General features: G+C 58.8%; 20 protein-coding genes and 1 pseudogene. 17 read left to right on the top strand and 4 right to left on the bottom strand.

The genetic code is table 11. The features are described from left to right. Positions 1 to 784: 784 nt before the first annotated feature. Positions 785 to 1,126 (top strand): hypothetical protein, encoded by a 342-nt coding sequence (locus SBC1_RS39700; RefSeq protein WP_165105092.1) that lies wholly within the window; start codon positions 785 to 787, stop codon positions 1,124 to 1,126. Between the two features lie 75 nt (positions 1,127 to 1,201). Here SBC1_RS39700 and SBC1_RS36525 read toward each other — a convergent pair whose 3' ends face one another. Beyond that, a complete protein-coding gene (locus SBC1_RS36525; RefSeq protein WP_165105095.1) occupies positions 1,202 to 1,381 on the bottom strand; it encodes a helix-turn-helix transcriptional regulator in 180 nt (59 codons plus the stop codon). Positions 1,382 to 1,704: 323 nt separating this feature from the next. Here SBC1_RS36525 and SBC1_RS36520 point away from each other — a divergent pair, with 323 nt between their 5' ends. Next, positions 1,705 to 3,072 carry a TniQ family protein gene (locus tag SBC1_RS36520; RefSeq protein WP_165105098.1) on the top strand — a complete coding sequence of 456 codons (1,368 nt, stop codon included), beginning with the start codon at positions 1,705 to 1,707 and terminating at the stop codon, positions 3,070 to 3,072. Positions 3,073 to 3,937: 865 nt separating this feature from the next. Here SBC1_RS36520 and SBC1_RS36515 read toward each other — a convergent pair. Continuing rightward, positions 3,938 to 4,183, bottom strand: a complete 246-nt coding sequence (locus SBC1_RS36515) for a helix-turn-helix domain-containing protein (protein ID WP_165105102.1) — start codon at positions 4,181 to 4,183, stop codon at positions 3,938 to 3,940. A gap of 102 nt (positions 4,184 to 4,285) precedes the next feature. On the opposite strand from SBC1_RS36515, the gene SBC1_RS36510 reads away from it, so the two are divergent. Beyond that, positions 4,286 to 4,726: a hypothetical protein gene (locus SBC1_RS36510; protein ID WP_165105105.1), complete on the top strand. Its 441-nt coding sequence runs from the start codon at positions 4,286 to 4,288 to the stop codon at positions 4,724 to 4,726. A 139-nt stretch (positions 4,727 to 4,865) separates the two neighbouring features. Beyond that, positions 4,866 to 5,093 (top strand): hypothetical protein, encoded by a 228-nt coding sequence (locus SBC1_RS36505; protein WP_165989199.1) that lies wholly within the window; start codon positions 4,866 to 4,868, stop codon positions 5,091 to 5,093. Positions 5,094 to 6,004: 911 nt separating this feature from the next. Here SBC1_RS36505 and SBC1_RS36500 read toward each other — a convergent pair. After that, a pseudogene (locus tag SBC1_RS36500) lies at positions 6,005 to 6,754 on the bottom strand (cache domain-containing protein); the annotation flags it as partial. Positions 6,755 to 7,300: 546 nt separating this feature from the next. Between SBC1_RS36500 and SBC1_RS36495 the strand changes: the two are divergent. Further along, positions 7,301 to 7,441, top strand: a complete 141-nt coding sequence (locus SBC1_RS36495) for a hypothetical protein (protein WP_165105112.1) — start codon at positions 7,301 to 7,303, stop codon at positions 7,439 to 7,441. 517 nt (positions 7,442 to 7,958) lie between these two features. Here the strand turns inward: SBC1_RS36495 and SBC1_RS36490 are convergent. Continuing rightward, the gene (locus SBC1_RS36490) at positions 7,959 to 8,279 is read right to left on the bottom strand and encodes a DUF1840 domain-containing protein (protein WP_165105114.1); all 321 of its coding nucleotides are present in this window, start codon (positions 8,277 to 8,279) and stop codon (positions 7,959 to 7,961) included. A 1,227-nt stretch (positions 8,280 to 9,506) separates the two neighbouring features. On the opposite strand from SBC1_RS36490, the gene hmpA reads away from it, so the two are divergent. The 12 genes from hmpA to SBC1_RS36430 all read left to right on the top strand — a co-directional run bounded on the left by hmpA (position 9,507) and on the right by SBC1_RS36430 (position 26,346). Continuing rightward, positions 9,507 to 10,727, top strand: coding sequence for an NO-inducible flavohemoprotein (gene hmpA, locus SBC1_RS36485; RefSeq protein WP_241202505.1), 1,221 nt, complete (start codon positions 9,507 to 9,509; stop codon positions 10,725 to 10,727). A 1,711-nt stretch (positions 10,728 to 12,438) separates the two neighbouring features. Next, complete coding sequence (locus tag SBC1_RS36480) at positions 12,439 to 13,434, top strand: SDR family oxidoreductase (RefSeq protein ID WP_165105119.1); 996 nt, start codon at positions 12,439 to 12,441, stop codon at positions 13,432 to 13,434. 696 nt (positions 13,435 to 14,130) lie between these two features. Continuing rightward, the gene (locus SBC1_RS36475; protein ID WP_165105121.1) at positions 14,131 to 15,936 is read left to right on the top strand and encodes a thiamine pyrophosphate-requiring protein; all 1,806 of its coding nucleotides are present in this window, start codon (positions 14,131 to 14,133) and stop codon (positions 15,934 to 15,936) included. Positions 15,937 to 15,980: 44 nt separating this feature from the next. Beyond that, a complete protein-coding gene (locus SBC1_RS36470; RefSeq protein ID WP_165105124.1) occupies positions 15,981 to 17,087 on the top strand; it encodes an enolase C-terminal domain-like protein in 1,107 nt (368 codons plus the stop codon). Positions 17,088 to 17,097: 10 nt separating this feature from the next. Further along, positions 17,098 to 18,036 (top strand): hypothetical protein, encoded by a 939-nt coding sequence (locus tag SBC1_RS36465; protein ID WP_165989197.1) that lies wholly within the window; start codon positions 17,098 to 17,100, stop codon positions 18,034 to 18,036. After that, a complete protein-coding gene (locus SBC1_RS36460; protein WP_165105129.1) occupies positions 18,033 to 18,686 on the top strand; it encodes a gluconate 2-dehydrogenase subunit 3 family protein in 654 nt (217 codons plus the stop codon). The genes SBC1_RS36465 and SBC1_RS36460 overlap by 4 nt, the downstream gene beginning before the upstream one ends. Further along, the gene (locus SBC1_RS36455) at positions 18,676 to 20,319 is read left to right on the top strand and encodes a GMC family oxidoreductase (RefSeq protein ID WP_165105131.1); all 1,644 of its coding nucleotides are present in this window, start codon (positions 18,676 to 18,678) and stop codon (positions 20,317 to 20,319) included. The genes SBC1_RS36460 and SBC1_RS36455 overlap by 11 nt, the downstream gene beginning before the upstream one ends. A gap of 37 nt (positions 20,320 to 20,356) precedes the next feature. Beyond that, positions 20,357 to 20,794, top strand: a complete 438-nt coding sequence (locus SBC1_RS36450; RefSeq protein WP_165105133.1) for a hypothetical protein — start codon at positions 20,357 to 20,359, stop codon at positions 20,792 to 20,794. A gap of 15 nt (positions 20,795 to 20,809) precedes the next feature. Then, positions 20,810 to 22,618 carry a glycoside hydrolase family 15 protein gene (locus tag SBC1_RS36445; RefSeq protein WP_165989241.1) on the top strand — a complete coding sequence of 603 codons (1,809 nt, stop codon included), beginning with the start codon at positions 20,810 to 20,812 and terminating at the stop codon, positions 22,616 to 22,618. Continuing rightward, a complete protein-coding gene (gene coxB / locus SBC1_RS36440) occupies positions 22,615 to 23,703 on the top strand; it encodes a cytochrome c oxidase subunit II (RefSeq protein WP_165989195.1) in 1,089 nt (362 codons plus the stop codon). Before SBC1_RS36445 ends, coxB begins: the two co-directional genes overlap by 4 nt. 20 nt (positions 23,704 to 23,723) lie before the next feature. Then, on the top strand, positions 23,724 to 25,745 hold the full coding sequence (gene ctaD / locus SBC1_RS36435) for a cytochrome c oxidase subunit I (RefSeq protein WP_165105138.1): 2,022 nt from the start codon (positions 23,724 to 23,726) through the stop codon (positions 25,743 to 25,745). After that, complete coding sequence (locus SBC1_RS36430) at positions 25,723 to 26,346, top strand: cytochrome c oxidase subunit 3 (RefSeq protein ID WP_165105140.1); 624 nt, start codon at positions 25,723 to 25,725, stop codon at positions 26,344 to 26,346. The genes ctaD and SBC1_RS36430 overlap by 23 nt, the downstream gene beginning before the upstream one ends. Positions 26,347 to 26,724 lie beyond the last annotated feature (378 nt).

Below are 26,724 nucleotides of genomic sequence, written 5' to 3'. Positions count from 1 at the left end.
GATCAGGTTAATCTTTTGCCCGATCTGTTTGCAATACGGATATCACTCGTACCTATTCCAATTGTTTTGGCTTCCGATTTGCCCTTTACATCGATGCAGACTGACTAGCCAATGTCAGGCTTGCGGCGCACCGACGAGGCTTTTTGATTTCGAAGCGTCGCTACTGAAGCGACCCTACATGTGCTTGCAATGTAATTGTCCTTTGGCGGGTGCACCGATAAACGTCGCTGACATGGCTTTCTTTGTCGACCATGACAATGACCTGCGCAGGAACATGGGAGGGCTCAACGCTTGGTGCATTCAAGCGAAACGCTCGATATCTGTGCTGAAGGCAGTCGAATGGAACGACTTGATGGCATCGGACGAGTCGCGTAGGTTCAGACGCCTGCTGTTAGCGATCTGTAACGAAATGTCGCCCCTTCCGAGCGACCTTACTCCATCCTCGCTACCCGCCGTAAACGTACTCGCTTGGCGACGCCCCTTCAATCCATATGAACGGCGACAATACTATTCGTCGACAGTTATCCGACTAGGAAGTGGCGTCTACCGAGTGGTCTTGAGACGAATCGAGCGGGCGCTCGCGGCCACTTCCGCAAGAGGAGCGGCTGCCGACCAAACGGAGAGCCGAAGGGATGCATATCTGCTACTTCGGCGAACGATGGAGGAGGGGAATCCCGAGTATCCGTCTTGCGAGGACCAAGATGGGAAACTGAGCACGATACCCAAGTGGTACCACATCGGGGGGCAATGCAGTCGGATTACCTGGTTTGCCTACTTCGTCGGGATGTTCTCCATCGCGCAATTTCTCGTCAAGACCCGCGGCAGTCGTACTGTTTGGGATCTGGTTTCAACGCTTCGCGAGCTCGCACCTTCCGCATTGCAAGCGCGCGATAAGAAGGGCAGGGTCACTGAAGCTATGGTGATCCCCTCGCTCGAAGATTTCGATGTGCGCCCCTTGAGGCCGATGACTAGCGCGTCGGCTGGAGACGACGCGAATCAATACGATGTCAGCGACTTCATCGGTAATATAGGTGTAAGGTCCGATCCTCCTCAGATGGATTTGCGCAAACACATCTTCAGTTTCGCGACGCAACTGCGCCTAGTGCAGCCTGAGCCGCGACAATGATTAGGTCCGGCGTGTTGCTTGACGCTATCCAGCAGGCGCAAACGTCGCCGGGCGCATGCCGCTAGTCTGCTCAGCTTACAAACCAGAGGCTTGCAAGATTTTGGATGCTTTGCAATTGAAGGCATCGGCAAGGCGCAGCAAATTCAAAGCAGTTGCGTTTTGCTCTCCACGCTCAATCTTTCCCGTGTGACGCCGACTGATCCCGGAGATATTCGCCAGGGTTACGTCGCGCTCGCCGCGGTCGATACGGCCCATATGACTTCAGTCAACGCCCCTGATGCATGTGAGGGAAACGCCGAGTTCATTGCGGCACGCACGGACCTCTGATCCAAGGGATTGGCGTCTTTTTCCTGTTTATTTCTTCCGGGAACCCTGTCCATGCTCGAATGACGGCGCTATGCTATCAAGCAGAATGCGGTATTTACGACCCATTTGCGCTTCGAAGCGGATCAGTGGTCCAGGATTGACAGGGCATAGACCACGAACGGCGGTAAGTTTTGGGGCGCTTGCCGTCGTTTTACAGCATAGGCCTTAAGGTAGGCGTCGGCCGCGCTGACAGAACTGCAAGAGTCAGATTTGTGCGACCATACCTCACCGGCCATGAACTGCCTCCGCTGACCGACGAATCGGCATATGGGGTGTTGCTTCGAATCTCCGAGTTGAATGGACTTTCGGCCAGCCAGGTCGATCGGATCTTTCTCGCATCGATGGCGCAGCGTGCGCGACTCAACTCGCACGACTCGGCGGCGGCCATCCGCAACCCGTTTGAATCACTACTCGGGTGGCACTGGCAACCTGCCGAGCCATCTCTGGCGCCATGCCTTGCTTCCCTCGGCTCGATACTTTGGTCTGGAAGATTCCGTTACTGTCCGCTCTGCATGGACGCGGGCTACCACAGCGTCTGGCACCAGTTCAAGCCACTTGCAATCTGCCCGATTCACGCGTGCATGGTTTCCGAAAAATGCGCCTACTGTCGCATGGAAATCGGAGAATATCGGCTCACACCACAGCAATTGGCGAGAGGTTTTGCTTGCGGGAAATGCGGCCAACCTTTTTCCGGTGCAGCGTTCGACCTCGACCGGCACGTCGCTTGGCGGCAGCAAAGTAATGAGATAGAAACCCGAACCGCACCGTTCGCAAACTGGTGGTCGGAAGCGCCGCACCGACTGGTTTTTCTTGCCGTCGCGAGAAAGCAAATCGTTGACTCGGACTACGATTTGCAGCGGGTCGACGATGAAGTTTGGACCGGTGCGATCCAGTCAGTGCACCCGTTCCCCATCGGGTGCAAAGCAAAAAATAGAAACGTATTCTTCGTAACGTGGCAGGTTAGACCGGCGCTTCGCGGATCGAGTCCTCGGGAGTACCCTTCTCGCCGCGGTGGCTCATCGTCCGGGAGAGTCAAGCGCGTCTACTGCGCGTTCTTGCGTCGGTTGAAATGCGCCATTGACGCGCAAGAACTAACCCAAGACGAAGTACCAACTCTCGAATGGATCGCCGGAAAATGTATCTTGCGGCGCCAGTGGCGCGTGAACCAACTTGCATTCGTGCTATTGAGAAATTCATTTGAGGTTCTGGCAGTGATGAGGTACGAGCTTGACTTCGTACCGGACCTTACGAATGATGCCTTCCAAGCGGCGATTGTTGAAAATGTCGTTCAACGCGCGGCTTGGCGAGCTGCCTTAATTTCTGCTTATGCCGTGCTAGTGACAGCGGCTAATAACTATGTCAACGAGGGCGAGTTCGACTACTGGGCGGCGCGCGCAATCCCAAGTCAATTTTCGTCGATCGTTGGATGTGAGGACGATGGAATTCAGTTCGGCGTTGCTGTCGTACACAATCGAAATCAGATCATTGACGCGTTCGTGCGAGACAATTGTTTTAACAAGACGGAGATCATCAGTAAGCTCAATCGGATACTTTTTGCCTCGACTGTAGACGCGCGCTGAGGGCGCGAAGTGAGGTTCGTCTCTATCGGGGGCGTTGGTATGCTGCAGGTCTTACGGGAATGAATCGAGCGACGATCAAAGTGCCGGAGCTTGCAATAGCCAACGGGTTGAAGCGATCGCAGTATTTGCTCGAGGAAAACCTGGTATCCGCGACAGTTCGCGCACGGGCAGTATCAAGGGGGTACACATTGGATGACGGGTTGTGCCATGAACGTGTTACGGACCTTGTCCGGAATGCGCCTCGCCCATGGAGTGATTGCCGCGGAGGGAAGCGCCCTGCGATCTGTGTGTTCGAACTGGTCACAATTGCGAGCTATCTCTGGTGCATGGCGAGAAAGAGCAATAGAAAATTCGGCAGCATCGTGGCGGGGTAAAGGTCAAATGTCTCACGGACGCGGGTGAGGAGCGCGGCGTGAGGATTTTCCAAGCGGCCCCGTTCCTAGATGTGGGGCCATTCGGTGTGCGGCCGGCCAACACGGCCCGACGCGAATTCGGAAGCGCGCATTGACTCGGGACCGGCCAGCGCTTGACCGCGCAGACAGTTCCCGCACGGGTACGCGGTGTGAAGCCTGACGTTGCGGCATTTTGGAGTGACATTGTCCCGGTCTCCACAAGTCCGTGCAGCGTGTTCAGCGATCGACAGACGCACTGCACGGAGCATCACCTGCTGCTCGCAAGTGATGCGTTTGCATATCTGGAATTGATTCGCCACTCAGGATGAGGGAACATCGTGGCGTGCGCTGCAGCCGGGTATGGAAACGGCATCCAGGTGCTGACGGCGTTAAGGGCGGCCCTGCCAGAAAGCCTGACAGCTTGACTCGACCCAATATTGGCCAACACGAAGGCCGCTGACCGCACGCGGTTGCTATAGATCCGCGGACAGAAAGAAGTCTGACGCTTTGCAGTCCAGCGAGTTAGCGATTTTGAGCACATTGAGCACCGAAACATTGCGCTCTCCGCGCTCGATCTTTCCCATGTGACTGCGGTCAATGCCGGCGTGATACGCCAGCGCTTCCTGGGAAATGCCCACATCCCGCCGCTTCTGACGAATGGCGCGTCCAAGCGCCACTAGGCGCTGTTCCGTGTCGACTTTCCCTGAAACCCTATCCATGCGCGCATAGTCGCGCTATGGTACAGTTTGGGCCACGGCATTTACAACCCATTTAACTGAGCTGGTTGCCTGACGAACAGCGGCGGCCCTGATCGAAACACAATGTTTTTTACCGATAACTCTTGGAAGGCGGTGCCCCGTTTCACTGGCGTACTGAGGGAGCCGTATGATCGTTGGAGGATGGTGGGGCTTTCGCGCGCCACGCCGACGTTTGTGGTGCGGCACACGGGCGTCGAATCCGACGACATTGACAGTTACGTGCTGCTCGTCGCCGGCACGGAGTTGCTTGTCTCGCTTCTCGCAGAACGATGGCCGGAGGTACCCAAAGTGTTTGCGCTTGCCCATGACCGGATGACTCCGATTGATGAGATCTGGTCGTATCACGCGAGGGGGCGCAAGCACATCCGGTATTTTGCCTGGCGGGCGCCACAGGGTGATCTGGTGCCGTGTGAGGCGAATCAGCCCGCGCCGGCTGAGGCTGTGAATCGCGTTTGCCTGTGGAAGGAGCAGCGCGACGGGGAAGTGCTCCGGGACGACCACTGAAATCATGGGTTCGGCTTGATCCGGTATGGGATCTGACATGGAGAATTGGACCCGGACTGAAGCGGATCAGAAGCCCTTACGGAATGAGTCGTGGTTTGGATTGCTGCTGCGGTTGTCTGCGGTCAATAGTCGTTGACGATTGCTGGCGAAGCAACTGTTCTTCAGGGAGAAGGCGTTTCGTGTCGGGTTGAGTTTCTATCGTACCGGATGGATCGACGAAATCTTCCTGCAGGTGCAATTGCACTGGACATGGCAGCCGCCGAAGGCGGCGCTCCTGGTTTCGCTGGCGCATCTGCAGGAAGTCTCGTGGGCACCTGATCCGTGCTGCTGCCCGCTGTGCTTGCAAGGCGGGTTCCACGCCATCTGATTTCAAAGGGCGGGGATGCAGTCTGCCCCCTCCATGGATGTTCTCTAAGGGACCGGTTGTGGGCCTGGATGGAAAGATACGGAATGAGGCCCCACCAGCTTGTGCAGATTAAACGGCTTCGGTCATATGCCGGAAAAGGAATAGATGAACGCTGCTTTTTCGCTTATAGATGCAAGCGGGAAAATGAAACGCTGTACCGGGAATCAGCCCGACCCGAATCATTTCGAGGGTCACCAGTTACTCTGGGACAGTATTGAGGGCAGCACAAATGCGGCGAGGCGGAAGCACCGGAGGTCCATGACGCTGTCTGATCTGTCTTACACTGCTTGCAGGAGAACGGGCTTGCCCTCACTTTAGAGTGGAATTCGTGTCTCAGGCGCCGTTGGCGCCATCTAATGTCCAATGCATAACGCTCCGTGACCTTGAATCTTGACTCCGTCCCAGGCGGCCATCCTGAACCTGAATACGTTGATGTATTCGGATCAAAGTATCGCTACAAGCTCGAATATGCGGTGCAACAGGTCGTCCTGAACAACCGCGAAGAGGCGCAGGTCCTGGCGGAGGTAATTGACGCAACGTCGGACGATCACCAGGAGTTCTTGCTACGGTTACGTCGTGCTCTTGATAGGTTGGGTCCGCACAATTGCGCACGATTCCGGATTCCTATGCCGATAGCTGAAGCTTGGGCTCGCACACGCGCCACACCGTCGTAAGACCAACTCGCTGCATCGGCGGGGAGAGCGTGCAAAAGTGGGGAGATCGGTGTCGGCAGACCGCCCCGGCTTAGTGCAAGGTTGCACAGCATTGCCGACGCTACTTCATCAAGGCAGAGGAAAATGTGCCCAAAGCAGCGCGCTTGCCCGATCTGCTCGCCACGCGCTTCATCAAGCTAATCGGAAAGTTGTTCGCTGGCTCGACGTGTCGCCGTCGCGCGTGCGGATCGCCACCGTCAGGTCGCCCGATGCGATCGCATCCGCCACGTTCACCGCGTATGCCCGATCGCCGCCGACCGTGCGCACGATGCTGCGATTCGTCACCGTGACGAGCGTCACGAGCACCAACGACACCGCCACGAAGATCGCGCCGATCAGCCACAGCGACTCCATGAACGCAGCGTCGATGTCGTCCACATAGGCGCCGGTCGCGATGATCCAGTCCCACGGTGCATAGCGCACCACGTAGCCGATCTTGCCGACCGCCTGCGCCGACGCCGCGCCCGGATGCGGGAAAACGTAGTCGACGAAGCCACCGTCCGGCGCCTGTGCCACCGACGCGAACGTCACGTAATGGTGACGGCCGTCGGCATCGGCACTGCCCGAGAGATCCTTACCTTCGAGTGCGGGCTTGATCGGATGCATTACCATCTGCGGCTTCGAGTTAATCACGAGGAAATAGCCGTCTTCTCCATAGCGGATCCCGCGCAGGCGTTCGAGCGCCTGCTTGCGGGCATCCGCCTCCGGCAACGTGCCGTTTTGCGCCAGCGTCGCATACTCCGTCACGATGCTGAACCCGACGTGCGCGACGTTCGTGAGGTCGTGTTTACGTTCCTCGATGCGCATCTCGTGCGACGGCAATGCCGCCGATACCGAGACGGCGAGCAACGCGACGAGGCTGATGATCAGCGGCAGCCACAGCTTCTGCGTAAAACTGAGTTTGTGCATCCTGGGTCCTCTTGCAAACGAATGAAAATCGCGCAGGGTTGCCATGCGAAGCGGCGCGTGAATGGACGCGCCGATTGGCGCCGGTGGACTGTCTGGCTCCAGGTGGTTCCTGCCCGAGTTATCGGCGGATCCCAGCGAAAGTTTTGTCCAGTGAAACCCTCGATCAGTAGCATGCCGCGGGCAGCGAAAAATCGAGGCCCGGCCAGCTCTCGTGTCTGCTGACCAAGACGAGCCTCCGATGCTTTCGGTTCCAATGCGTAACAAGAAAATTCAAGAATATACATCACCCTGTGACATATACTGAAAATGAATCCATCGTCCGTCAGTGGCAAAGCTGGTGTCGATTCAGCCGTAGAGCAGGGATCCCTGACGGCGTTGTCGCAATGTTGGATGACCTGTTGAAGATCTCCCGCCTCGCCGTTCGGTGAAGGTCGGCCTGGTCGTCATCGGGCATTACCGTATAGCGCTGTCCGCGCGCTGGTGGACGATGGAAAAGTAGGGCAATTGTGGATGTCCCCATGGAGTCGGGGACGAAAGGAGATCACCGTGAATATCGACTTTTACTGGGTGCTGTTCTTGCTCTCATTGTTCGTCTTTGCCGCGATCGGCTTTGGGCTGGCCGCGCTTTTTCCCGTGGAACGCACTATTGAACGGGCGCGTGTCGCGCACCGGGACAGACGCTATTGACGGAAACGGCAAAGCTGGTGGTTGTGCGTCAATGGGCTACGCCGCCCGGATCGAAAGGGCGACGAAGAAGGCAGAGGCAACCAAGACGGAAACGGAGGCGGCAATGATGGATTTGCTAGTACAACTTTTTGTTGTGGCCGTAATACTTGCGATGCTGGTTCTTTTCATTTTGGCACTGGATCGTAAGCCCCACCGACGGAATCAGGATTCCCAGACCGTACACCGCCGGCATCGGTGAAACCGGATGGACAACGGACGTTGACGGATACGACGCAGGCTGCGTCGTTGTCGCTCCTTTCCGACGCAGGGTAACGGCAGTTCGGCTATCACGCTGCACAACTCAAGCTGCAGAACTCTCGTGAGCCACCCGGACCGCGACGCATAGCCGGCTAGATCCACGTTCGTTCTTGAGATGTTCTTCATGCTGACGAATCCAGCAGATTGAGACGATGAACAATAGTGCTAAGCGATAGAGTGGTCCCCCATGATCGAGGCGTGCTGCAAATTGAAGTTCTCGTCAGAGACCCCAAATGATGTCGGCATTTTGCTTATGTGCTTCACGCAGCATGTCGAGAAAAGGATAGGCCCGCTGAGACAATCCTGCAGGATGTTCGTGATGACCGCTGTGCACCGAGCGGTGGAGTTCATCGTGTTCGACTGCCGCTTTTTCGTCCTCCGAAATCGCGGTCTCAAGGCGATCGATGACGTGTGGCAATTCGCCATGGGTGATGACGCCACGGGTGTTTAGCCGTTTGCCGACAATTCCCAGCAGATAGCTTGCGAGATCCTTGAGCATCAGGACATTGGGCGTGGCGTTTGATTGAAATGTGATTAGCATGATGCTTATCCTCCTGTTTCCCATACCGCCTCGTGCCACGAGCCGTCGGAAGCTCTTGCGCAGGCACGTCACGACAACGAACCGAGCAGCCGGGAACCGAAACGGTCTGTCTGGAATCCGCGGTGCGATGATCGATCGTATGAGAAGTGAAAAGTCACTCCGCGGTTCGGGACAGGCACGATCATATTTATATCATAACATGATGTAAATGGCAAAAAATCCGCAATTTCATTTGTTCCATTCTGTTCAGTCGCACGCACTGAGCATGCTCGGATGACAACGCCGCTAGGCGGCGCGGTGCCCTGAAGCAGTCGGTCTGTTTTAAAACGCCCGTTAGATGTGCGCAACAGAACGATCAAGCAACCGGTGGATTCGACCTAAAGGAAAGCGGAGCGCAGCGGCTTACCTTGTGTGCGCACGACATTAAAAAAGGGCCCGGCGTTTTTGTCGGGCCCAAATCAGATGGTCTGCATAGTCAAGTGGTGGAGGTTCCGCTGGCCACTTTCCTATCTGAGGCTGGACCATCCGCGGGCCGCCAACAAGAGATGCCGGCCCAAGAGGGGCTCGCGACGCGAAGCGTGTTTACCCCTCACGTTCAGAATAGATTCTGTTACTTAAACCAGGCTTAGTTCACAGGACCGCCGTGAAGCTCTTCAAGACCGAGCGCTGCCTTGGTTATGTGCGATGCCAATGCCAACACCTATTCCGACTTTCCGAACGCGAGCAACGCATCGATTGCGTGGCGGACCTGGGATGTCGATCAAGTGCCTCTTCCAGCGACTCATAGCGCAAACTGATGTTTGAGTCGACCCGGCCTCGCAGCTCGTCGGTAGCCAACTTGTCGCCGCTCAGGTTTCGAATCGTGATCTCAAATGTTCGAGGAGCCAGCTCGCCGACGAAGATAACGTAATCACGAAATCTCTCACTACGATGAATCGTCACGAGGTCCTCCGTTCCGACGGCGGTAGAAATCGTCCCCGAATTTGGTCCAACCCACGTCGGCTGGTTTCTCGAATGCGAACGCGTCAGGCGTTACTTCGGCACTGTCAATTAAGCGGCCTACGCTCTCGCTAAATGTATCACAATGTGAAATATAATTCAGAGAGACGTCCGATTCCTTTATTCCGTGCGAGACGTGTTACGCGTCGTGATCCAGCTGCAATTGAGGCACGGCAAAACCGCAATGCCGGTCGCGCACGTTGTATTCACAGGAGATCCAAAATGGCCATGACCCCACGGCAGACCGAGATCATCAAGTCGAGCGCCGGCGTTCTCAGCGAGCACGGAATGACCGTAGTGACTCGGTTTTACCGCCGGCTCTTCGAACATCATCCCGAGTTGAGGAGTCTCTTCAACCACGCCAACCAGAGATCCGGCGGACAGTCGGAAGCCCTTGCGCATGCGGTTTGGGCTTACGCCTCCAACATCGATAGTCTCGCCGCGCTCGCGCCCGCCGTGAGGCGCATCTCCCAGAAGCACGCGAGCCTTGGCGTTCAGCCCGAGCACTATCCCATTGTGGGCAAGCACTTGCTCGCAGCGATGAGCGAAACCCTGGGCGATGCCTTCGACGAGGAAACGCACGACGCTTGGGCCGCCGCCTACCAGCAACTCGCCGACATCATGATCGGCGCTGAAAGGGATCTGTACGATCAGCGTGCGACGCAATCCGGTGGCTGGATCGGTTGGCGCCACTTCGAGGTCATGCGCAAGGTTGACGAAAGCGAGGAGATTTCATCGTTCTATCTAGTGCCAACGGACGGCAAGGAACTTCCTCCCTTCGATCCGGGCCAGTTCGTCAGCATTAAGCGCTATGTCGGCGACCTCAGTCTCGAACAGCCGCGCCAATACAGCTTGTCGGATGCACCGCACGGGAAATGGCTGCGCATTTCCGTGAAGCGCGAGGCCGCCGACAACGGAGACATGACAAAACCGGCCGGTCAAATCTCCAACCTGTTGCATGACGAACTGCATGTTGGAGGACATGTCGAGGTCAGTGCGCCGTACGGCGATTTTGTCCTGGATCGCACGAAGCGAACACCGGTCGTACTCGTGAGCGGCGGTGTCGGCCTTACTCCGATGATCTCCATGCTTGCGACAATCGTCGCGGATTCCGCCACGCGCCGCGTCAGTTTCCTCCACGCTTGTCGCAACCGTCGTGTGCACGCGTTTCGCGAATGGCTCGACGACGTCGTTGCGGATCATCCGAATGCGACGAAGGTCACCTTCTACGAAGAAGTCGACCCGAACGACGTGCTGGGCAGAGACTTCGATTTCAACGGACGCCTCGACCTCGCGAAGATTCGCGAAGCTGTTCTGCTTCGCGACGCGGACTACTACGTGTGTGGGCCGATGCCGTTCATGCGTGCGCAGGTCGACGCATTGAAGGCACTGCACATCGACATATCGCGAATTCACACGGAGATTTTTGGAGTCGGCGACCTACGCTAGGCGTCGGACGACACGCGGATTGAATGAGGTGGACTCGATCGGTCGACGCGACACCTCTGATGATTGTGACGCCCCCAGCCGTTGAAGGTCGCTATCCTGCTAGCGATGTTAGTTAGTTATGTTGGCGCCCCGCGTCAATCGATTGATTCAGTGCTAATCTGAAGATCGGGATTTTCCCCAGTCTTGGGAGAACGTGATGCCATCAGACCCTACCGCAAATCCCACCGTGCCGCCGGCGACGCGAGATAAGCCGGTCCCTGCGTCCACGCCGCAGACCGAACCGCCACGTCCAGACGCAGACAAAGCCGAACCGGCGCCGCATGAGCGCGCGCCAGTCCGGTCAGACGACAACTGACTTTCCCTACGTGCGCCGCGCTAGCGAGTTCCTGCACGTGCGGCCGACCTAAACGGAGCGCTGGTACACGGTTTATTCGCCCGTGCTCTGCAAATACGCGCGCGGGCTTTAACGACGAACGACACCTGCCTCCAGCCAACCCGCAGTGCACTGCGGCGCTTGTGCCCGCTCACGCTAGATGGGCTGGCGCAAGCGGAGTCAATAAGCCTCTCCGCGATACTCGCATGAGTAAGCTATCGGAATATATGTCATAACGTGATCTAGGATCGTCGACGGCATGGAACTCTGACTTGCTGACCAACGCGAGAGACAGCACGAGGTGCCGGCAATTTGCGTGCGGGGTTGCCCTTGTTTGGCGGGCCTGTATGGCGTTGCCTCGATGCTGGCGCATCCCGTGCTTGATGCACTGGAAGTAGCGGCACTGATGTCGAGTCCAGCAACACTCAGGATTGGGGGCCACGGCACCGAAAGATTATCCCAGTGACCATCCCGAGCAGCAGAGAGATTGGTAAGACACGGCGAGGAATGGATCGATAAGTACGGCGAGCGCGATGGTGACGGCCATCAGGGATACGTTACGCGCTCATCGACCGGGCTTGAAAATCAGAGCTGGAAGGATTCTGGGAGCGCTCTGAAATGCCGGTGGGGCGCGTGTGAAGGTGCCCGAGGCGCTCTGTGATCGCGGGGCTACGTCTACGATGGGTGGTTGCGGATGGTTCAGATCCGCGCTGAGTTATATGACGCCGTTCGCGCAGCGGTTAGCCCGCGAATGCCGCTGTGCTCTTCGCCCAGTTCAATGGGCGTTCTTGGACGAGGAGACTAGTCTTTGCGCGTTTGAGTCGACGGGGATAAGAAAAAAGTCTCAAATGTCGCTTCAAATAGAGGGCGACCCGGCGGCACTCGCTTGCAGCCAAATAAGCGTCGTGCGCGTGTTGTGTGAACACAGGGAGGCAGAAATCTCCTTATAGCCAGACATGCTCAGGCAACATGCCGCTGTAGAGTTATTGGGTCGCGCAGGCGGTCGCCGCGCGAAAGGCGTGCGTCGATCGGTGTGGTGTGAAAACTCGAACAGTGCGGAAGGACGCGCGAGCAATTGGCGCTCCCAACGAGCAGCTTGCGACGATTTCGGGCATGACCATTGCGTGTTTGGTACATCGGGGAATTCATCCCTCAATTTTGGTGGACGATCGGTCAAAGCGAAGACCTCAAAAGCGAAATTTTTCCGCAGTGGGTTCGCTGAGGACACTGAGACCATTCCCAGGGCCTAAAAGAAGGAGCGGCTATCGTCACGAGCCCTCCGCTGTTTTCGGCATGTGCTGTTCTCGGATAGTCGCGGTTCTCACAAGAGGAAAGACAATGTCTAAGGTCGTGGTTGTGACCGGTGCCGGCGCAGGTGTTGGCCGGGCGACCGTCGAGGAGTTTGCGAAGCAGGGCTACGACGTGGCTCTGTTATCACGCGACATGGATCGCCTCGAGCGAGCGGCGGTCCACCTGAAAGCGAGGTATGGTGTGCGCGCCCTAGCGATTTCGACGGACGTGGCCGATTCTGATGCGGTTGAAGCCGCGGCATCCAAGGTCGAAGAGGATCTCGGCCCGATAGACGTGTGGGTCAACGTGGCGATGGCTACAGTGTTCGCTCCTGTGTCGAAGCTCACCGCGCAGGAGTTTGAGCGTGGCACCAAGGTCACCTATCTTGGCCAAGTGCACGGGACCATGGCGGCCCTGTCTCGAATGAGCACGCGGAATCGTGGCACAATCGTGAACGTCGGTTCTGCATTGGGTTATCGCTCGGTACCGCTGCAGTCTATCTATTGTGGTGCCAAATTCGCGATCCGGGGTTTCACCGACGCGCTGCGCTCTGAAATCATCCATGACAAGCTCAATATTCACCTTACGATGGTCGACCTCCCGGCGGTGAACACGCCACAGTTCGACTGGGCACTGAACAAGATGGGAAAGAAGGCCAAACCGGTTGCGCCAATCTACCAACCAGAGGTTCCGGCGCAGGCCATCTTCTTCGCTGCCACACACAAGCGCCGGGAGATCTGGGTGGGCTTCCCAACTGTGAAAGCTATCCTTGCCAATCGGATAGCACCGGGACTCATTGACAAGTATCTGGCGACGGCAGGCTACAAGGGACAACTTACTGACGAGACGCTCGACGCCGACGCGCCGGCCAACCTGTTCGAACCAGTGCCAGGCGACTACGGCGCTCACGGTCGTTTTGATAGCCAATCCAAGTCCGTAAGCTGGGAAATGTTCACTGATCGACATCGCACTGTCTTCTGGGCCGCAGCGGGTATCGGCCTCATAGGCTGCGTCCACCTGCTGGCGAAGAGACGCAAGGTCTAGCCTTCGGCGACCGCGGCAATGAATGCCACCGCACCGTGTCGCACTGCCTCTGTTGTCTCTGGATTTAAACTTTGGGATTTCCGAGGAGGGCCGCGTCACCGTTCATGAGTGGCGCTAGGCGCGTGAGCATTTCTGCTTTCGACGGTGCGTCACTTCCTAGCAGTTGGCGTCTCAAGGGAGATATCGAGTTGTATCAAGTACCGGAGGCACCCCGGCTGTCCATACTTTTCGAAGCGATTTCGCCGCCATCGCGCACGTCACGACACCGACTTTTCAGCCCTAATGAGCGCATTGTGACCGGGTGCGCGAGGCCGATGTCCGAGCTGTGGTTTCCAGCCATCGTTCAGATTCGGTTGATTGCGTCTGCATGTTCACCCATTTCGGCTAAGCGACTGCTGATATGATCACCGGCGCGTAATTTGTATCATTACGTGATAGAAATTACCCGGTGCGTCGTTTCCACCACGTGGTCGCTTGCGTTTAAGGGACGTCACTTTCGTGAGAATAGGTCCTTTTGCCCGGTCTATCCTTAGTTCGATCACTTTCGTGAAGGCAGCGCTCCACGAGGGCACGAAGCTTGCATTATGGTCGACACTTTATTCCTACGTATCTTAGTGAATTTTGGTTCGCTTCAGCGATGCGGACGGCATGTTGTGCGCCGGCAGTCGAAGCGCACCCATTCATAAGGAGTATGCAATGACTGAAACAGTCGGAGACTTTCTTGTCGAGCGTCTTCACGCCTGGGGCGTCCGTCGCATCTATGGCTATCCCGGGGACGGCATCAACGGCGTGTTGGGGGCACTCAATCGCGCCAAAGGCAAAATCGAGTTCATTCAGGTTCGCCACGAAGAGATGGCGGCGTTTATGGCATCCGCGCACGCCAAGTTTACGGGTGAACTGGGCGTTTGCATGGCGACTTCGGGTCCGGGCGCCTCCCATCTGCTGACCGGCCTTTATGACGCGCGCATGGACCACATGCCGGTTCTGGCAATTGCGGGTCAGCAGGCGCGCGCGGCCCTTGGGGGCCATTATCAGCAAGAACTCGATCTTCCGTCGCTGTTTAAGGACGTCGCCGGTGCATTCGTGCAGCAGGCGAGCGTGGCGGCTCAGGTCCGCCATCTCGTTGATCGCGCGATTCGCACGGCCCTGTCGGAGCGAAAGGTAACGGCCATCATTCTGCCTAATGACCTTCAGGACCTCGAGTATCAAGCACCTGGGCGCAAGCACGGCACGTTGCACTCTGGAGTGGGATTCAGCGCACCCAAAACGGTCCCGTACGCGAGCGACCTGCAGCGCGCTGCTGAAGTTTTGAACGCAGGCAAAAAGGTCGCCCTTCTGGTCGGCGCGGGCGCGCTGAATGCGACCGACGAGGTTATCGCGATCGCAGAGAAGTTAGGAGCGGGCGTCGCGAAAGCACTGCTTGGGAAAGCAGTGTTACCGGACGACTTGCCGTGGGTCACAGGTTCAATCGGCTTGCTCGGGACGAAGCCGAGCTACGACATGATGATGGAATGCGACACGCTCTTCATGATCGGTTCTGGTTTTCCCTACTCTGAATTTCTGCCAAAGGAGGGCCACGCCCGCGGCGTTCAAATCGACATCAAAGCGGACATGCTAAGCCTTCGGTACCCGATGGAGGTGAACCTCGTCGGCGATAGCGCCGAAACGTTACGCATGCTGCTTCCGCTTCTGACGGAGAAGACAGATCGCGCCTGGCGCAAGAAGATCGAAGGCTGGACGGCCGAGTGGTGGCCGACGCTTGAGAAACGTGCACTCCAACTGACCGACGGAGGCGTCAATCCGCAGCGCACGGTCTGGGAACTGTCACCTCGTGTGCCGGCCAACGCAATAGTCACCAGCGATTCGGGCTCGTGTGCAAACTGGTACGCGCGCGATCTTAAGGTGCAACGCGGCATGCAATGTTCGCTCTCGGGCGGGTTGGCGTCAATGGGGGCGGCGGTGCCGTACGCGATTGCGGCGAAGTTCGCATTTCCCGAGCGGACGGTGATCGCGCTCGTCGGCGATGGTGCGATGCAAATGAACAATATGGCCGAACTCATCACGGTATCGAAATACTGGAAGCAGTGGGCAAACCCGCGCTGGATTTGCATGGTCTTGAACAACCAGGACCTGAATCAGGTTACCTGGGAGCAGCGTGTCATGGAGGGCGATCCGAAGTTTGAGGCTTCGCAGGATATTCCGTCCGTGCCGTATCACAAGTTCGCAGAGCTCATCGGCCTTAAAGGCATATACGTGGACGATGCAGACCGGATGGGCGCAGCGTGGGACGAGGCGTTGGCCGCGGATCGGCCCGTCGTGCTCGAAGTGAAAGCCGATCCGAATGTGCCGCCGTTGCCGCCGCACATCACGCTTGCGCAAGCCAAGGCTTTCGCGTCGACCTTGATGAAGGGCGATCCCAACGAGGGTCACATATTGCTCGACGCTGCGAAGCAGGTGCTGAGCGCCGTGCTGCCCGGTCATAAAGACAGCAAGGACAAGTAACCCGACGCTTCACTTGCAGCGGGCCTTCTAAGCGGTGTCGAGCCATGAAAACCTCAACTCACGAAGCAACGATCACCGACGTCCGGGCTGACGCCTTTTCGATTCCCACCGACTTGCCTGAGGCCGATGGCACGTTCGCGTGGGACGCCACGACGCTCGTGGTGGTCGAGGTGGACGCGGGCGGTATGACCGGCATCGGCTACACCTACACGGATGCGAGCGCGGTCGGGCTGATCCGTGGTGCGCTGGCAAAGGCGGTGCTGCAGCACGATGCGTGGGATATTCAAGCTCTATGGGCGGGCATGCAGAAGCTTGTCCGCAACCTCGGACGAGAGGGCATGGCCGCGACCGCAATCTCGGCCATCGACTGTGCGCTCTGGGATTTGAAAGCGAAGCTTTTGGACCGGCCGCTCGTGCGTTTGCTGGGCGCCGCGCGTGAAAGCGTGCCGATTTACGGCAGCGGTGGATTCACCACCTACACCGATGCTCAATTGAGTGAACAACTTGGGGCGTGGGTTGCAGACGACGGTTGCCGCTGGGTCAAGATGAAAATCGGAACTGCGCCTGAGCGTGATCCTGAGCGAGTGCGCACGGCGTGTGAGGCGATCGGCGAGAGCGGACTTTTCGTCGATGCAAACGGGGCATTTTCAGGGAAACAGGCACTGCGCTACGCCGCTATTTTTGCGGAGCACGACGTCGAATGGTTTGAGGAACCGGTGTCGTCGGATGATCTTGCTGGCTTGTGCTCGTTGCGCGAAGCCGTTCCCGCTGCAATGGAAGTCGCAGCGGGCGAGTACGGCTACACGCTGGACTATTTCCGCCGCATGCTCGATGCGCGGGCGGTCGACGTGCTGCAGGTCGACGTGAGCCGTTGCGGCGGGATCACCGGCTTTCTGCAGGCGGCGACCTTATGCGATGCGCATCACATTCCGTTGTCTGCGCACTGCGCCCCCGCGTTGCACCTGCACGTCGCGTGCGCAGTGCCGCGATTGCGCCATCAAGAGTGGTTTCACGATCACGTTCGCATCGAAGCCATGCTATTCGAAGGGGCGCCTCACCCCGTTGACGGTGCTATCGCCCCGGACCTAAGTCGCCCCGGCTGCGGCCTTGAATTCAGGCGCGCCGAGGCACAACCCTATGCAGTTCGTTGAAGGAGAAGCCATGAGTGCAACAACTCAGCGCGCGGCTATGTTTGTCGGCTTGGCAGCCGGGGCTGCCGGGCTGGTGGCGGTCCTCGCGCGAGAACGCGCAGGTTCTTCAATCAAAGACCTGACGCCGCGAGGGGAAAGCGGCACCCACATAGCCGCCGCGCGTGCGTTCAATCGCAGTTCGGCATTGCTCGCGTTGTCCGTGCTCACTGACAGCGGGATCGAACACTATCGCGGATCGTTTGCGAATAAGGCCATGTTCACGCCGCTCATCACGTCGGCGCTGTCGCTCGCGGCCGGACTGCATGGTGCTGCCGATTCCGGCTCGCGCAGGCATCGGGCAAGGCATGCAATCTACCTCGGGGCTGGAGCGGCCGGCATCGCGGGCACAGGTTTTCATCTCTACAACGTCCTCAAGCGCCCTGGCGGCTGGAGCTGGAACAATTTGTTCTATGCAGCGCCGATCGGGGCACCGATGGCATTGCTTTTATCCGGCGCATTGGGGGCTGTTGCCGAGCGACTGCGCGACGAACCTGCAGTCGAACCGCAGCTGCTCGGGATGGCAGCGGGCCGCGCGCTTGGGTTGCTCGCAGCGGCTGGCCTTATCGGTACCGTGGGTGAAGTAGCACTCATGCATTTTCGCGGTTCATATCAGAACCCGGTAATGTACGCGCCGGTCACTATTGTGCCGGTGGCGTCCGCGCTGCTCGCTCACGCCGCTCTCGCCGCACCACGCGAACACTGGGTCGCGCGCGCGTGGCTGCGAATCACGGCTGCATTAGGTTTTGTCGGGATGGGTTTTCATGCGCGCGGTATCGCTCGCAACCAGGGCGGGTGGCGCAATTGGACCCAGAACATTCTCAACGGGCCGCCTCTGCCGGCACCACCCAGCTTTTCTGCGCTGGCGCTCGCCGGCCTTGCCGCGTTGCGGCTGCGGGAGACGGAAAAATGACGTCGCCACCCGTGACACGCTATCCGGGCTACGACGTTCTGAATAAACGGGACACGCCCTCTTGGGACGCTGCGACAAGAAGTGTCATTGACGAACGGCTCGCCACGCCACGCGATCCGGTATTCCTGAACGCAGTCGAATGGCGTGCGCTGACGGCGCTTTGCGTCCGTGTCGTGACGCAGCGCAGTGAGGCGCAGCCTGTACCGATAGCCGCGCTCGTCGATGCAAAGCTCGCGAGCAATCGCGGCGATGGCTATCGCGACGCGCGTTTGCCGCCGCTCCGGGACGCATGGCGTACTGGGCTCGCCGCGCTCGACGAAGAATGTCGCACGCGCTTCGAGCTGCCATTCGCGAGCCTCGACGCGGCGCCGCAGATTGCGCTGCTTGAGGCGATGCAACGCGGCGAATTGCACTGCGCTGCATGGAACGACATGCCGTCCAGCCTCTTCTTTACTGAGCGCGTGCTGCATGACGTCTGCGGAGCGTATTACTCCCACCCGCATGCATGGAGCGAAATCGGCTTTGGCGGTCCAGCCAATCCACGCGGTTATGTGCGTATGAATTTTAATCGCCGCGATCCGTGGGAAGCGTCCGAGGCACATCCGGGGCGCGAAGAGCAAGCGCGCAAGGAGAACAAGAATGCTCGATGATGCACAGCATCACCCACGCGGCAAGAACGGGCGCGCGCCGAATGTCTTTCATGTCGGCGCATGGACGCCGATGCGCGAGTACCCGCAGACCGAGGAGGTTGACTTCGCGATTGTCGGTACGGGCGCTGGCGGCGGCACGCTCGCATGTCGTCTCGCAGAAAAAGGCTTCAAAGTGGTCGCATTCGACGCGGGCGCGTGGTGGCGTCCGCTCGAAGAATTCGCGTCCGATGAGACCCACCAGGAGAAACTCTTCTGGACCGATGAACGCATCTGCGACGGCGACAATCCGCTCAAGCTCGGCAACAACAATAGCGGTAAAGCGGTAGGCGGCAGCACGGTTCATTTCGCGATGGTGTCGCTGCGTTTTCGCCCGGAATGGTTCAAGTCTCGCAGCTTGCTCGGCTACGGCGCCGACTGGCCGATTACCTGGCACGAGATGTGGCGCTACTACGCCGAGGTCGAGGACGCGTTGAAGATCTCAGGGCCCGTGAACTATCCGTGGGGACCGAAGCGGCGACGCTATCCCTATCGAGCACATGAACTGAACGCGGCCGCGCTCGTCCTTGCACGAGGCGCGGAGGCGCTCGGCATTCCCTGGGCGCCCACACCCCTCGCGACGTTGTCCGCACCCCGTGGCGAGGCTCATCCGTGCGTCTATCGCGGCTTTTGCGTATCGGGCTGTGCGACCAACGCCAAGCAAAGCGCATTGGTGACCTGGATTCCGCGGGCGCTGGCCGCAGGCGCGGAGATTCGCGACCTTGCGATGGTCGGCAGAATCAAGACCAGCGAAGCGGGCTATGCAACCGGTGTTGAGTATTTTCGCGAAGGCCGCTGGCAATTCCAGCGAGCGCGCCACGTGGTGGTGGCCGGATACGCAATTGAAACCCCGCGCCTCTTGCTCATGTCCGCGAATAGTCGGTTTCCGGACGGGCTTGCGAACAGTTCCGGACTGGTCGGAAAAAACCTGATGGTGCAATCCAATCAAGCCACGTGGGGCGTGATGGACGAAGAAATCCGCTGGTACAAAGGGCCACCGTCGCTCGCGATAACGGAGCACTGGAACTACACGGACAAGGGTAAGGATTTCTTCGGTGGCTACTGTTACATGAGCCAGGGACCGTTGCCGAACGCCTGGGTAGCGGTGCAGAACGGGCGCGGTCTGTGGGGGGATGCACTCGAGGCGGAGATGCAGAAGTACAACCACCAAGCAGGACTCAAGGTTGTCGGCGAGACCTTGCCGCAGGAACGCAATCGCGTAACGCTTGCTGCGGAGATGGACCAGTATGGGCTGCCGATCGCGCGCGTCACCTATTCGCTTTGCGACAACGATAAACGGCTCATCGCGCATTCACTCGACTTCATGGGGCAAGCGCTCAAGGCGGCGGGTGCAAGCGAAGTATGGAACCAGAACGACGACACGTGCCACCTGAACGGCACAGCCCGCATGGGAGACGACTCACGCAACAGTGTCGTGAACGCGGACTGTCGGAGCTGGGATATCCCCAACCTCTGGATCTGCGATGGCTCGGTATTCCCCACCGTCGGCGGCGTCAATCCATCGCTGACGATCCAGGCAATTGCTTGCCGCACCGCGGATCGGATTGAGACGCTGGCTGCTCGCGGCGAACTCTAGCCGCGGAGATCCGCGGCGGTTCGCGGTAGTGTTCCAAATGCATGCACTGAACAAGCCGCAATTTGACCAGGTGGAGTGTCACATGCCTCATAAACTGCAGCCTGTCCCACCGATCATTCAGCCGGAGCTCGCGGCGCGTGCAGGTCTTTGGACGGCCAGCCACCTTCTCCAAGAGATGTTTGTCCCTATGTCGTCCATCAAGGTAATATTTGCGAACAAGATGGCGCGCATTTTGCTGAATCCTGACCTCGGCCGCAAGGGCTACGCGGTGCAGCGGCGCTCCAAACCGATGCGTGCGTTTCGACGGCGGACCTGTTGCGTCCGGTTTCGGACAAGCTTCGGGTGCGCCGGTACTTTTGATGCCGACGCCACGGGGACGCGCGCATCGCTGCGGCTGGAAACGCATCGTGGCCTCACGTTCTGTACAGATTTTTTAACCGCAGCGTGTGTCTGGCGACGGTTCGCCAACCATTAGGAGAAGTCCATGCCTATGCGCATCGAGGACTACGCGCTGCTCGGAGACGGCCGCTCCGCCGCGCTGGTGGATCGGCATGGATCGGTCGACTGGTTGTGCTGGCCAACGTTCGACGGGGACACCTGCTTTGCTGCGCTACTTGGTGACGCGCGCCACGGATGCTGGCGCATTACCCCTCGCGATGCGGTGATCCAGGCTGTCCGGCGGTATCGTGATGACGGCCTCATCCTCGAGACTACGTTGGTGACCGGGTCGGGCACCGTCACCTTGACGGACTGGATGGTCTGGGGCGCGGAGCAGCCGGTGCTGGCCCGGCGCGTGCGCTGCGCGGGCGGCCCTGTATCCGTCGAATGTGAGTTGATCATGCGCTTCGACTACGGACGCGCCGTGCCATGGACCAAGAGGGTGGGCAAGCGCGTGCAACTGATCGCTGGCCCTCATACAGTTTGGCTGGACTCCTCAGCAGAATTGACTTGCGACGGAAACGACGTTCGGCTGACCTTCGACATGCAGCCGGACGAACAACAGGAGTTTTCGCTCACCTGCTGCGATTCTTCCGGTCCGCCGCCGGCCGTTCCCGATCTAGATACCGAGCTTCGCAGCACAGCGGCCTTTTGGACCGATTGGTCGTCGCGCAGCGCGGTGACAGGCCCCTACGTCGACGCGATACAGCGTTCGTTAATTACACTCAAGGCTTTATCAAGCCTCAAAACAGGGGGTGTAATCGCCGCGCCGACAAGTTCGCTGCCGGAACGGTTGGGCGGAAAGCGGAACTGGGATTATCGGTTCTGCTGGCTGCGGGACGCGAGCTTCACGCTCAAGGCATTGCTCGCCGGTGGCTACCACGAAGAGGCGGCACGCTGGCGGGACTGGCTCATCTGTGCTATCGGCGGCGATCCGGCACAGTTGCAAATCATGTATGCGCTTAACGGCTCACGCCGCGTCAATGAATGGGAGTGTTCGTGGCTGCCAGGCTATGAACAGTCAACACCGGTGCGCTTCGGCAACGCGGCCGTTGGGCAGGTGCAGCTCGACATCTATGGCGAAGTTCTTAACGCGTTGTATATATGCCGGTGCGCGGGTCTCGCGCCGGACGCGGACGCCTGGTTGCTCGAAAAGGGTCTGGTCGAGCACCTGGAGCATGTCTGGCGCGAGCCGGACGACGGTATCTGGGAAGTGCGCAGTGGCCGCAAACCGTTCACGTTGTCGAAAGTCATGGCGTGGGTCGCGGTTGACCGCGCGCTGCGCTCCGCCCGGGACTTTGGCATGCCGGCACCCACGGATAAGTGGCAACGGCTTGCTGACCTAGTTCGCGAGGATGTACTCGAGCATGGCTTCGATCGAAACCTGAACACGTTCACACAAGCCTATGGTGGTGATCAGCTCGATGCGAGTCTCTTGTTGATTCCGCTCACCGGCTTCCTGCCAGCCAACGATCCGCGTGTGAGTGCAACAGTGCACGCCATCGAATGTGGCTTGATGGAGGACGGCCTGGTGCTGCGCTATCGCACCGACGCTGTGAGCGACGGCATGGAACACGGCGAGGGCGCGTTTCTCGCCTGCGGTTTCTGGCTTGCGCACGTCCAGCACCTTCAGGGGCGTGAAAAGGAAGCGCGGGCGTTATTCGAACGATTACTGGAATTGCGCAATGATGTCGGCCTTCTGTCAGAAGAGTACGACTTCAAGCAAAAACGGCAGTGCGGAAATTTCCCCCAAGCGTTCTCGCATGTGGCGCTCGTCAACGCGGGCATCGCCATGTCGCCGGCCACAACGCCGGCCGCCGACACGGGCTCGTCTGGCAGCACGCCGGAGCCCTCCAAATGAGTGATCCAGTTCGCCAGGGACTTCACGCGCGCTTGAAGCATTGGGGCCTTTCGATTCTCGGTACGTCTTCGGCGGCGCTCGCCGTCACGGCAGCGCCGGCAGCCGAAAGCACCGCGCCGCTCAACTACTTCCTTCACGCGGCGGGACCGGCGTCCGCACCGACACTTCTCCTCGGCTGGGTATTTACTGCCATTTGTGTCGGCGTTTGTCTAATCATCGCGGTGCTGCTGGCCATCGCGATTCTAAGGCCACGTCCACCAGTGCTTCCCGACAACGTGGGTGCGTTGGCGGCCACACAAGGCGGTATCAACTGGATTTATATCGGCGTTGGCGTGTCCACGGTGGTCCTGATTGCAATGCTGGTCTATGCGTTGATCACGCTCGAACGGGTGGCCGCGCCGAACGATCCGCCCACGTTGACTATCACGGTTACCGCGTATGACTGGTGGTGGAAGGTGGCCTACGACGACGCGCCCGATTCATCGCAGCGCTTTGTCACCGCTAACGAGATCCACATCCCGGTGGGCGAGCCGGTACGCGTCAAGCTCGATAGCGCGGATGTCATCCATGCGTTTTGGGTGCCCACGCTCGCCGGCAAGACACAGACGATCCCGGGTCAAACGAACGAGCAGTGGATTCAGGCCGACCATCCCGGCGTTTATCGCGGCCAATGTTCGCAGTTCTGCGGCGCTCAACACGCACACATGGCGTTCGAGGTGATCGCCCAGAATCGGGCTGATTTTGCGGCCTGGAGTGCGCAGCAAGCGAAGCCGCACGCATCGACATCCTCACCGACATCGATGGCAAGCTCATCCGTCGCCGCGGGTCAAAAGCTTTTCGAGGAGCGCTGTGCTGGCTGCCACACGGTCCGCGGATCGCTAGCCGTTGGTGCGCAGGCGCCCGATCTGACGCATCTCGATTCGCGACGACTGATTGCTGCCGGGATGCTTCCCAATACCGCTGCAAATCAACTCGATTGGATTACTCATGCGCAGCAGATCAAACCCGAATCCATGATGCCGAGCATGATCCTGAGCCGCGACGAAGCAACTGATCTTTCCGCCTTTCTTGCCACCCTGCAATAATAAACGAGCACCGCGAAGCTATGAACGCACCCGTTAAGCCCGATCGCGAGGCGAACTCGCCAAGCACAGCGGCACTTTCACGCGTGCCCGAGATTGGCCGGGTAGCCCACGGCAGCCCGACGCAACTGCGGCTCCAGGAGATATGGGAAGCCAAACCCGGCTGGCGGGGCTGGCTTTCGACGGTGGACCACAAGACCATCGGCCTTCGCTACATCATTACGGCGTTTGTCTTTTTGTTGATGGGCGGCATAGAAGCGCTAATCATGCGCCTGCAGCTTGCCCGTCCGAACGCCACGTTGCTGTCGCCCGAGCAATACAACCAGCTCTTCACAATGCACGGCGTGACGATGATTTTCCTCTACGCGTTACCCGTACTTTCGGGATTTTCCAATTATTTATGGCCGCTCGTGCTGGGTGCGCGCGACATGGCGTTTCCGCGCCTCAATGCGCTGTCGTACTGGGTGTTTCTGTTCGCCGGGATTTTTCTGTATTCAAGTTTCCCTTTTGGGCAAGCGCCGAACGCTGGCTGGTTCAACTACGTGCCTCTCTCGGGTCTTGAATACAACACTGGCCCGAATATCGACATTTACGCACTCGGGATGGTTTTGCTGGGCATATCGACCACGGTGGGCTCGGTCAACTTTGTCGCTACGCTCGTGCGAATGCGTGCGCCCGGCATGTCGCTCAACCGGATGCCCGTGCTGGTGTGGGGCACGCTTACGGCGTCCGGCGGCAACTTGCTGGCCGTCCCATCGGTTAGCCTCGCCTTCTTGATGTTGTGGCTCGACCGCCAGTTCGGCACGCATTTCTTCGATGTCTTGAATGGTGGCCGGCCGCTCCTTTGGCAGCACATGTTCTGGATGTTCGCGCACCCGTGGGTTTATGCAGTTGTGTTGCCGGCGATGGGCATCGTCTCCGACGCGTTGCCCGTCTTCTGTCGGCGGCCCCTTGTTGGCTATACCCCGGTTGCGCTGGCGACAGTCGGTACCATGGTCGTGGGCTTTATCGTATGGATCCATCACATGTTTGCCACCGGTATTCCAGCGCTTGCGCTGGCGTTTTTCGGCTCGGCCAGCATGGTGATCTCGATCCCAAGCGCGGTCGCCACCTTCGCGTGGATTGCAACGATCTATACGGGCAGGCCGGTGTTCAAAGTGCCGTTCTTCTACTTCGCTGGTTTTGTGCTGCTGTTCGTGATCGGCGGGGTGTCAGGCGTTATGACTGCGGCCGTGCCGCTCGACTGGCAACTCACCGATACGTACTTCGTGGTTGCACATTTGCACTACGTCCTGCTGGGGATCAATGTTTTCCCAGTCATCGGGGGCATCTACTATTGGTTTCCCAAGTTCACCGGTCGCATGATGAGCGAGCGAATTGGCAAGATCGGCTTTGTCGTTATGTTTATCGGATTCAACGTAGCCTTCTTCCCGATGCATATCGCAGGGCTGCTCGGCATGCCGCGGCGCATTTATACCTATCCCGCCGATATGGGTTGGAACACCGTCAATCTCATCACTTCGCTGGGTTCTTTCCTGTTTGCGCTCGGTGTGCTGATCTTTTTAATCGACCTGGTGTGGAGCTACAAGCGAGGGCCAGTCGCTGGCGACAATCCATGGGACGCGCCCACGCTGGAGTGGTCGATTTCGTCGCCGCCGCCGCCTTATAACTTCGCGACGATCCCGTTTGTCGGGAGCCGTCACCCGCTATGGGAGGACCGGCTTCCCAAGGAACGAGGGGAGCGCATTGGGTCCGTCCTGGACGAGGGCTACATTCTTGACCATGGACGCGAGGCACTCGGCACGACGGCCCTCGACGGCGAGCCCGACATCATTCTTAAAATGCCCGGCGACTCGTATGCACCGTTTTTACTAGGTGTGTTTTCTTCCCTTGTGTTTGCAGGCATGGTCTTGCACGCATGGTGGTTCACCGCGGCCATGCTCGCTGCGAGCGCAGCCTCGCTAATCGCCTGGCTATGGCCCGAGCGGGCGCTCATCCAACGCGAGCCGAACCCGGTACACGATGCAGGAGGTGCAATTGGCTGATGCATCCGACGTATTCGACACGAACCGTGCGCTGCCGATTGGCAGCGCAGGCAAGCGCTCCAGCGGCTGGTGGGGAGTGTGGACGATGATCGCTACTGAGGCCGCGCTGTTTGGCTATCTGATCTTCTCCTATCTGTACCTTTCCTCGCAAACTGCGCAACACTGGCCGCCAGAAGGGTTGCCCAAGCTTGGGCTCGGTGGCGCAAACACACTGGTTTTGCTGTCCAGCAGCGTGTTTGTGTGGTTCTGCGAGCGATGCGTTCGGCGCAAACGGCTGCGCCTAGGGGTGGCCTCGATGGCGGTCGGCATCGTGCTGGGGATTGCCTTTGTCGGCATCCAGCTCAAAGAGTGGCACAACCATCCCTACGGGCCGACGACAAATTTATATGGCTCGCTGTATTTCACTATCACTGGGTTTCACCTGCTACATGTGCTCGTGGGGATCGTTATTCTATTGCTGTTGCTAACTTGGACCGCTCTCGGATATTTCGACGACAAGCGATGCGCTGCCCTCGCGATCGGAGGTCTGTATTGGCACTTCGTGGATATCGTGTGGTTGTTCATCTTTACGATGCTCTACCTGTCGCCCTACGTGCTTTAGGAGAATGAACGTGTTAGCGCAATCCGTTGTCCCACCGCCTGGACCAGCAACGCCAGGTCCAGCAAAGTCGCCTCGCAACGGCGGGACGCGGGAAGAGCGGGGTAGTCATCCGGCACCGCACCGCGGCCGTGCCCGTCCGCTATATCTCCTCGCAGGTTTGGTCGCCGCGCCCCTTGCATGGATCGTTCAAATCTGTACGTGTGAAGCGCTCGCCTCGCAAGCATGTTTTCCGATGAGACACCCTCTATCGGAACCGGCGCTTGGTTCCCTGTTGCATCTGATTGCCGTGGTCAGTGGCGTGTGCTTCGTCGTTAGTAGCGCGGGCATCGCAGCCGCTTGGGTGAGTTGGCGCGCGACTAGACGAGAACGGGTCGTGGG

Source organism: Caballeronia sp. SBC1, from assembly GCF_011493005.1.
Taxonomy (GTDB): Bacteria; Pseudomonadota; Gammaproteobacteria; order Burkholderiales; family Burkholderiaceae; genus Caballeronia.
This window is presented reverse-complemented; position numbering and strand designations above follow the sequence as displayed.

What these genes read in the sequence shown, in the direction of transcription:
- SBC1_RS36480 (WP_165105119.1), top strand. Translation starts at nt 12,439, where the DNA reads ATGTCTAAGGTCGTGGTTGTGACCGGTGCCGGCGCAGGTGTTGGCCGG.
- SBC1_RS36450 (WP_165105133.1), top strand. Translation starts at nt 20,357, where the DNA reads ATGCATGCACTGAACAAGCCGCAATTTGACCAGGTGGAGTGTCACATG.
- SBC1_RS39700 (WP_165105092.1), top strand. Translation starts at nt 785, where the DNA reads ATGTTCTCCATCGCGCAATTTCTCGTCAAGACCCGCGGCAGTCGTACT.
- SBC1_RS36455 (WP_165105131.1), top strand. Translation starts at nt 18,676, where the DNA reads ATGCTCGATGATGCACAGCATCACCCACGCGGCAAGAACGGGCGCGCG.
- ctaD (WP_165105138.1), top strand. Translation starts at nt 23,724, where the DNA reads ATGAACGCACCCGTTAAGCCCGATCGCGAGGCGAACTCGCCAAGCACA.
- coxB (WP_165989195.1), top strand. Translation starts at nt 22,615, where the DNA reads ATGAGTGATCCAGTTCGCCAGGGACTTCACGCGCGCTTGAAGCATTGG.
- SBC1_RS36465 (WP_165989197.1), top strand. Translation starts at nt 17,098, where the DNA reads ATGAGTGCAACAACTCAGCGCGCGGCTATGTTTGTCGGCTTGGCAGCC.
- SBC1_RS36475 (WP_165105121.1), top strand. Translation starts at nt 14,131, where the DNA reads ATGACTGAAACAGTCGGAGACTTTCTTGTCGAGCGTCTTCACGCCTGG.
- hmpA (WP_241202505.1), top strand. Translation starts at nt 9,507, where the DNA reads ATGACCCCACGGCAGACCGAGATCATCAAGTCGAGCGCCGGCGTTCTC.
- SBC1_RS36515 (WP_165105102.1), bottom strand. Translation starts at nt 4,183, where the DNA reads ATGGATAGGGTTTCAGGGAAAGTCGACACGGAACAGCGCCTAGTGGCG.
- SBC1_RS36510 (WP_165105105.1), top strand. Translation starts at nt 4,286, where the DNA reads ATGTTTTTTACCGATAACTCTTGGAAGGCGGTGCCCCGTTTCACTGGC.
- SBC1_RS36490 (WP_165105114.1), bottom strand. Translation starts at nt 8,279, where the DNA reads ATGCTAATCACATTTCAATCAAACGCCACGCCCAATGTCCTGATGCTC.
- SBC1_RS36445 (WP_165989241.1), top strand. Translation starts at nt 20,810, where the DNA reads ATGCGCATCGAGGACTACGCGCTGCTCGGAGACGGCCGCTCCGCCGCG.
- SBC1_RS36430 (WP_165105140.1), top strand. Translation starts at nt 25,723, where the DNA reads ATGCAGGAGGTGCAATTGGCTGATGCATCCGACGTATTCGACACGAAC.
- SBC1_RS36470 (WP_165105124.1), top strand. Translation starts at nt 15,981, where the DNA reads ATGAAAACCTCAACTCACGAAGCAACGATCACCGACGTCCGGGCTGAC.
- SBC1_RS36525 (WP_165105095.1), bottom strand. Translation starts at nt 1,381, where the DNA reads ATGGGCCGTATCGACCGCGGCGAGCGCGACGTAACCCTGGCGAATATC.
- SBC1_RS36460 (WP_165105129.1), top strand. Translation starts at nt 18,033, where the DNA reads ATGACGTCGCCACCCGTGACACGCTATCCGGGCTACGACGTTCTGAAT.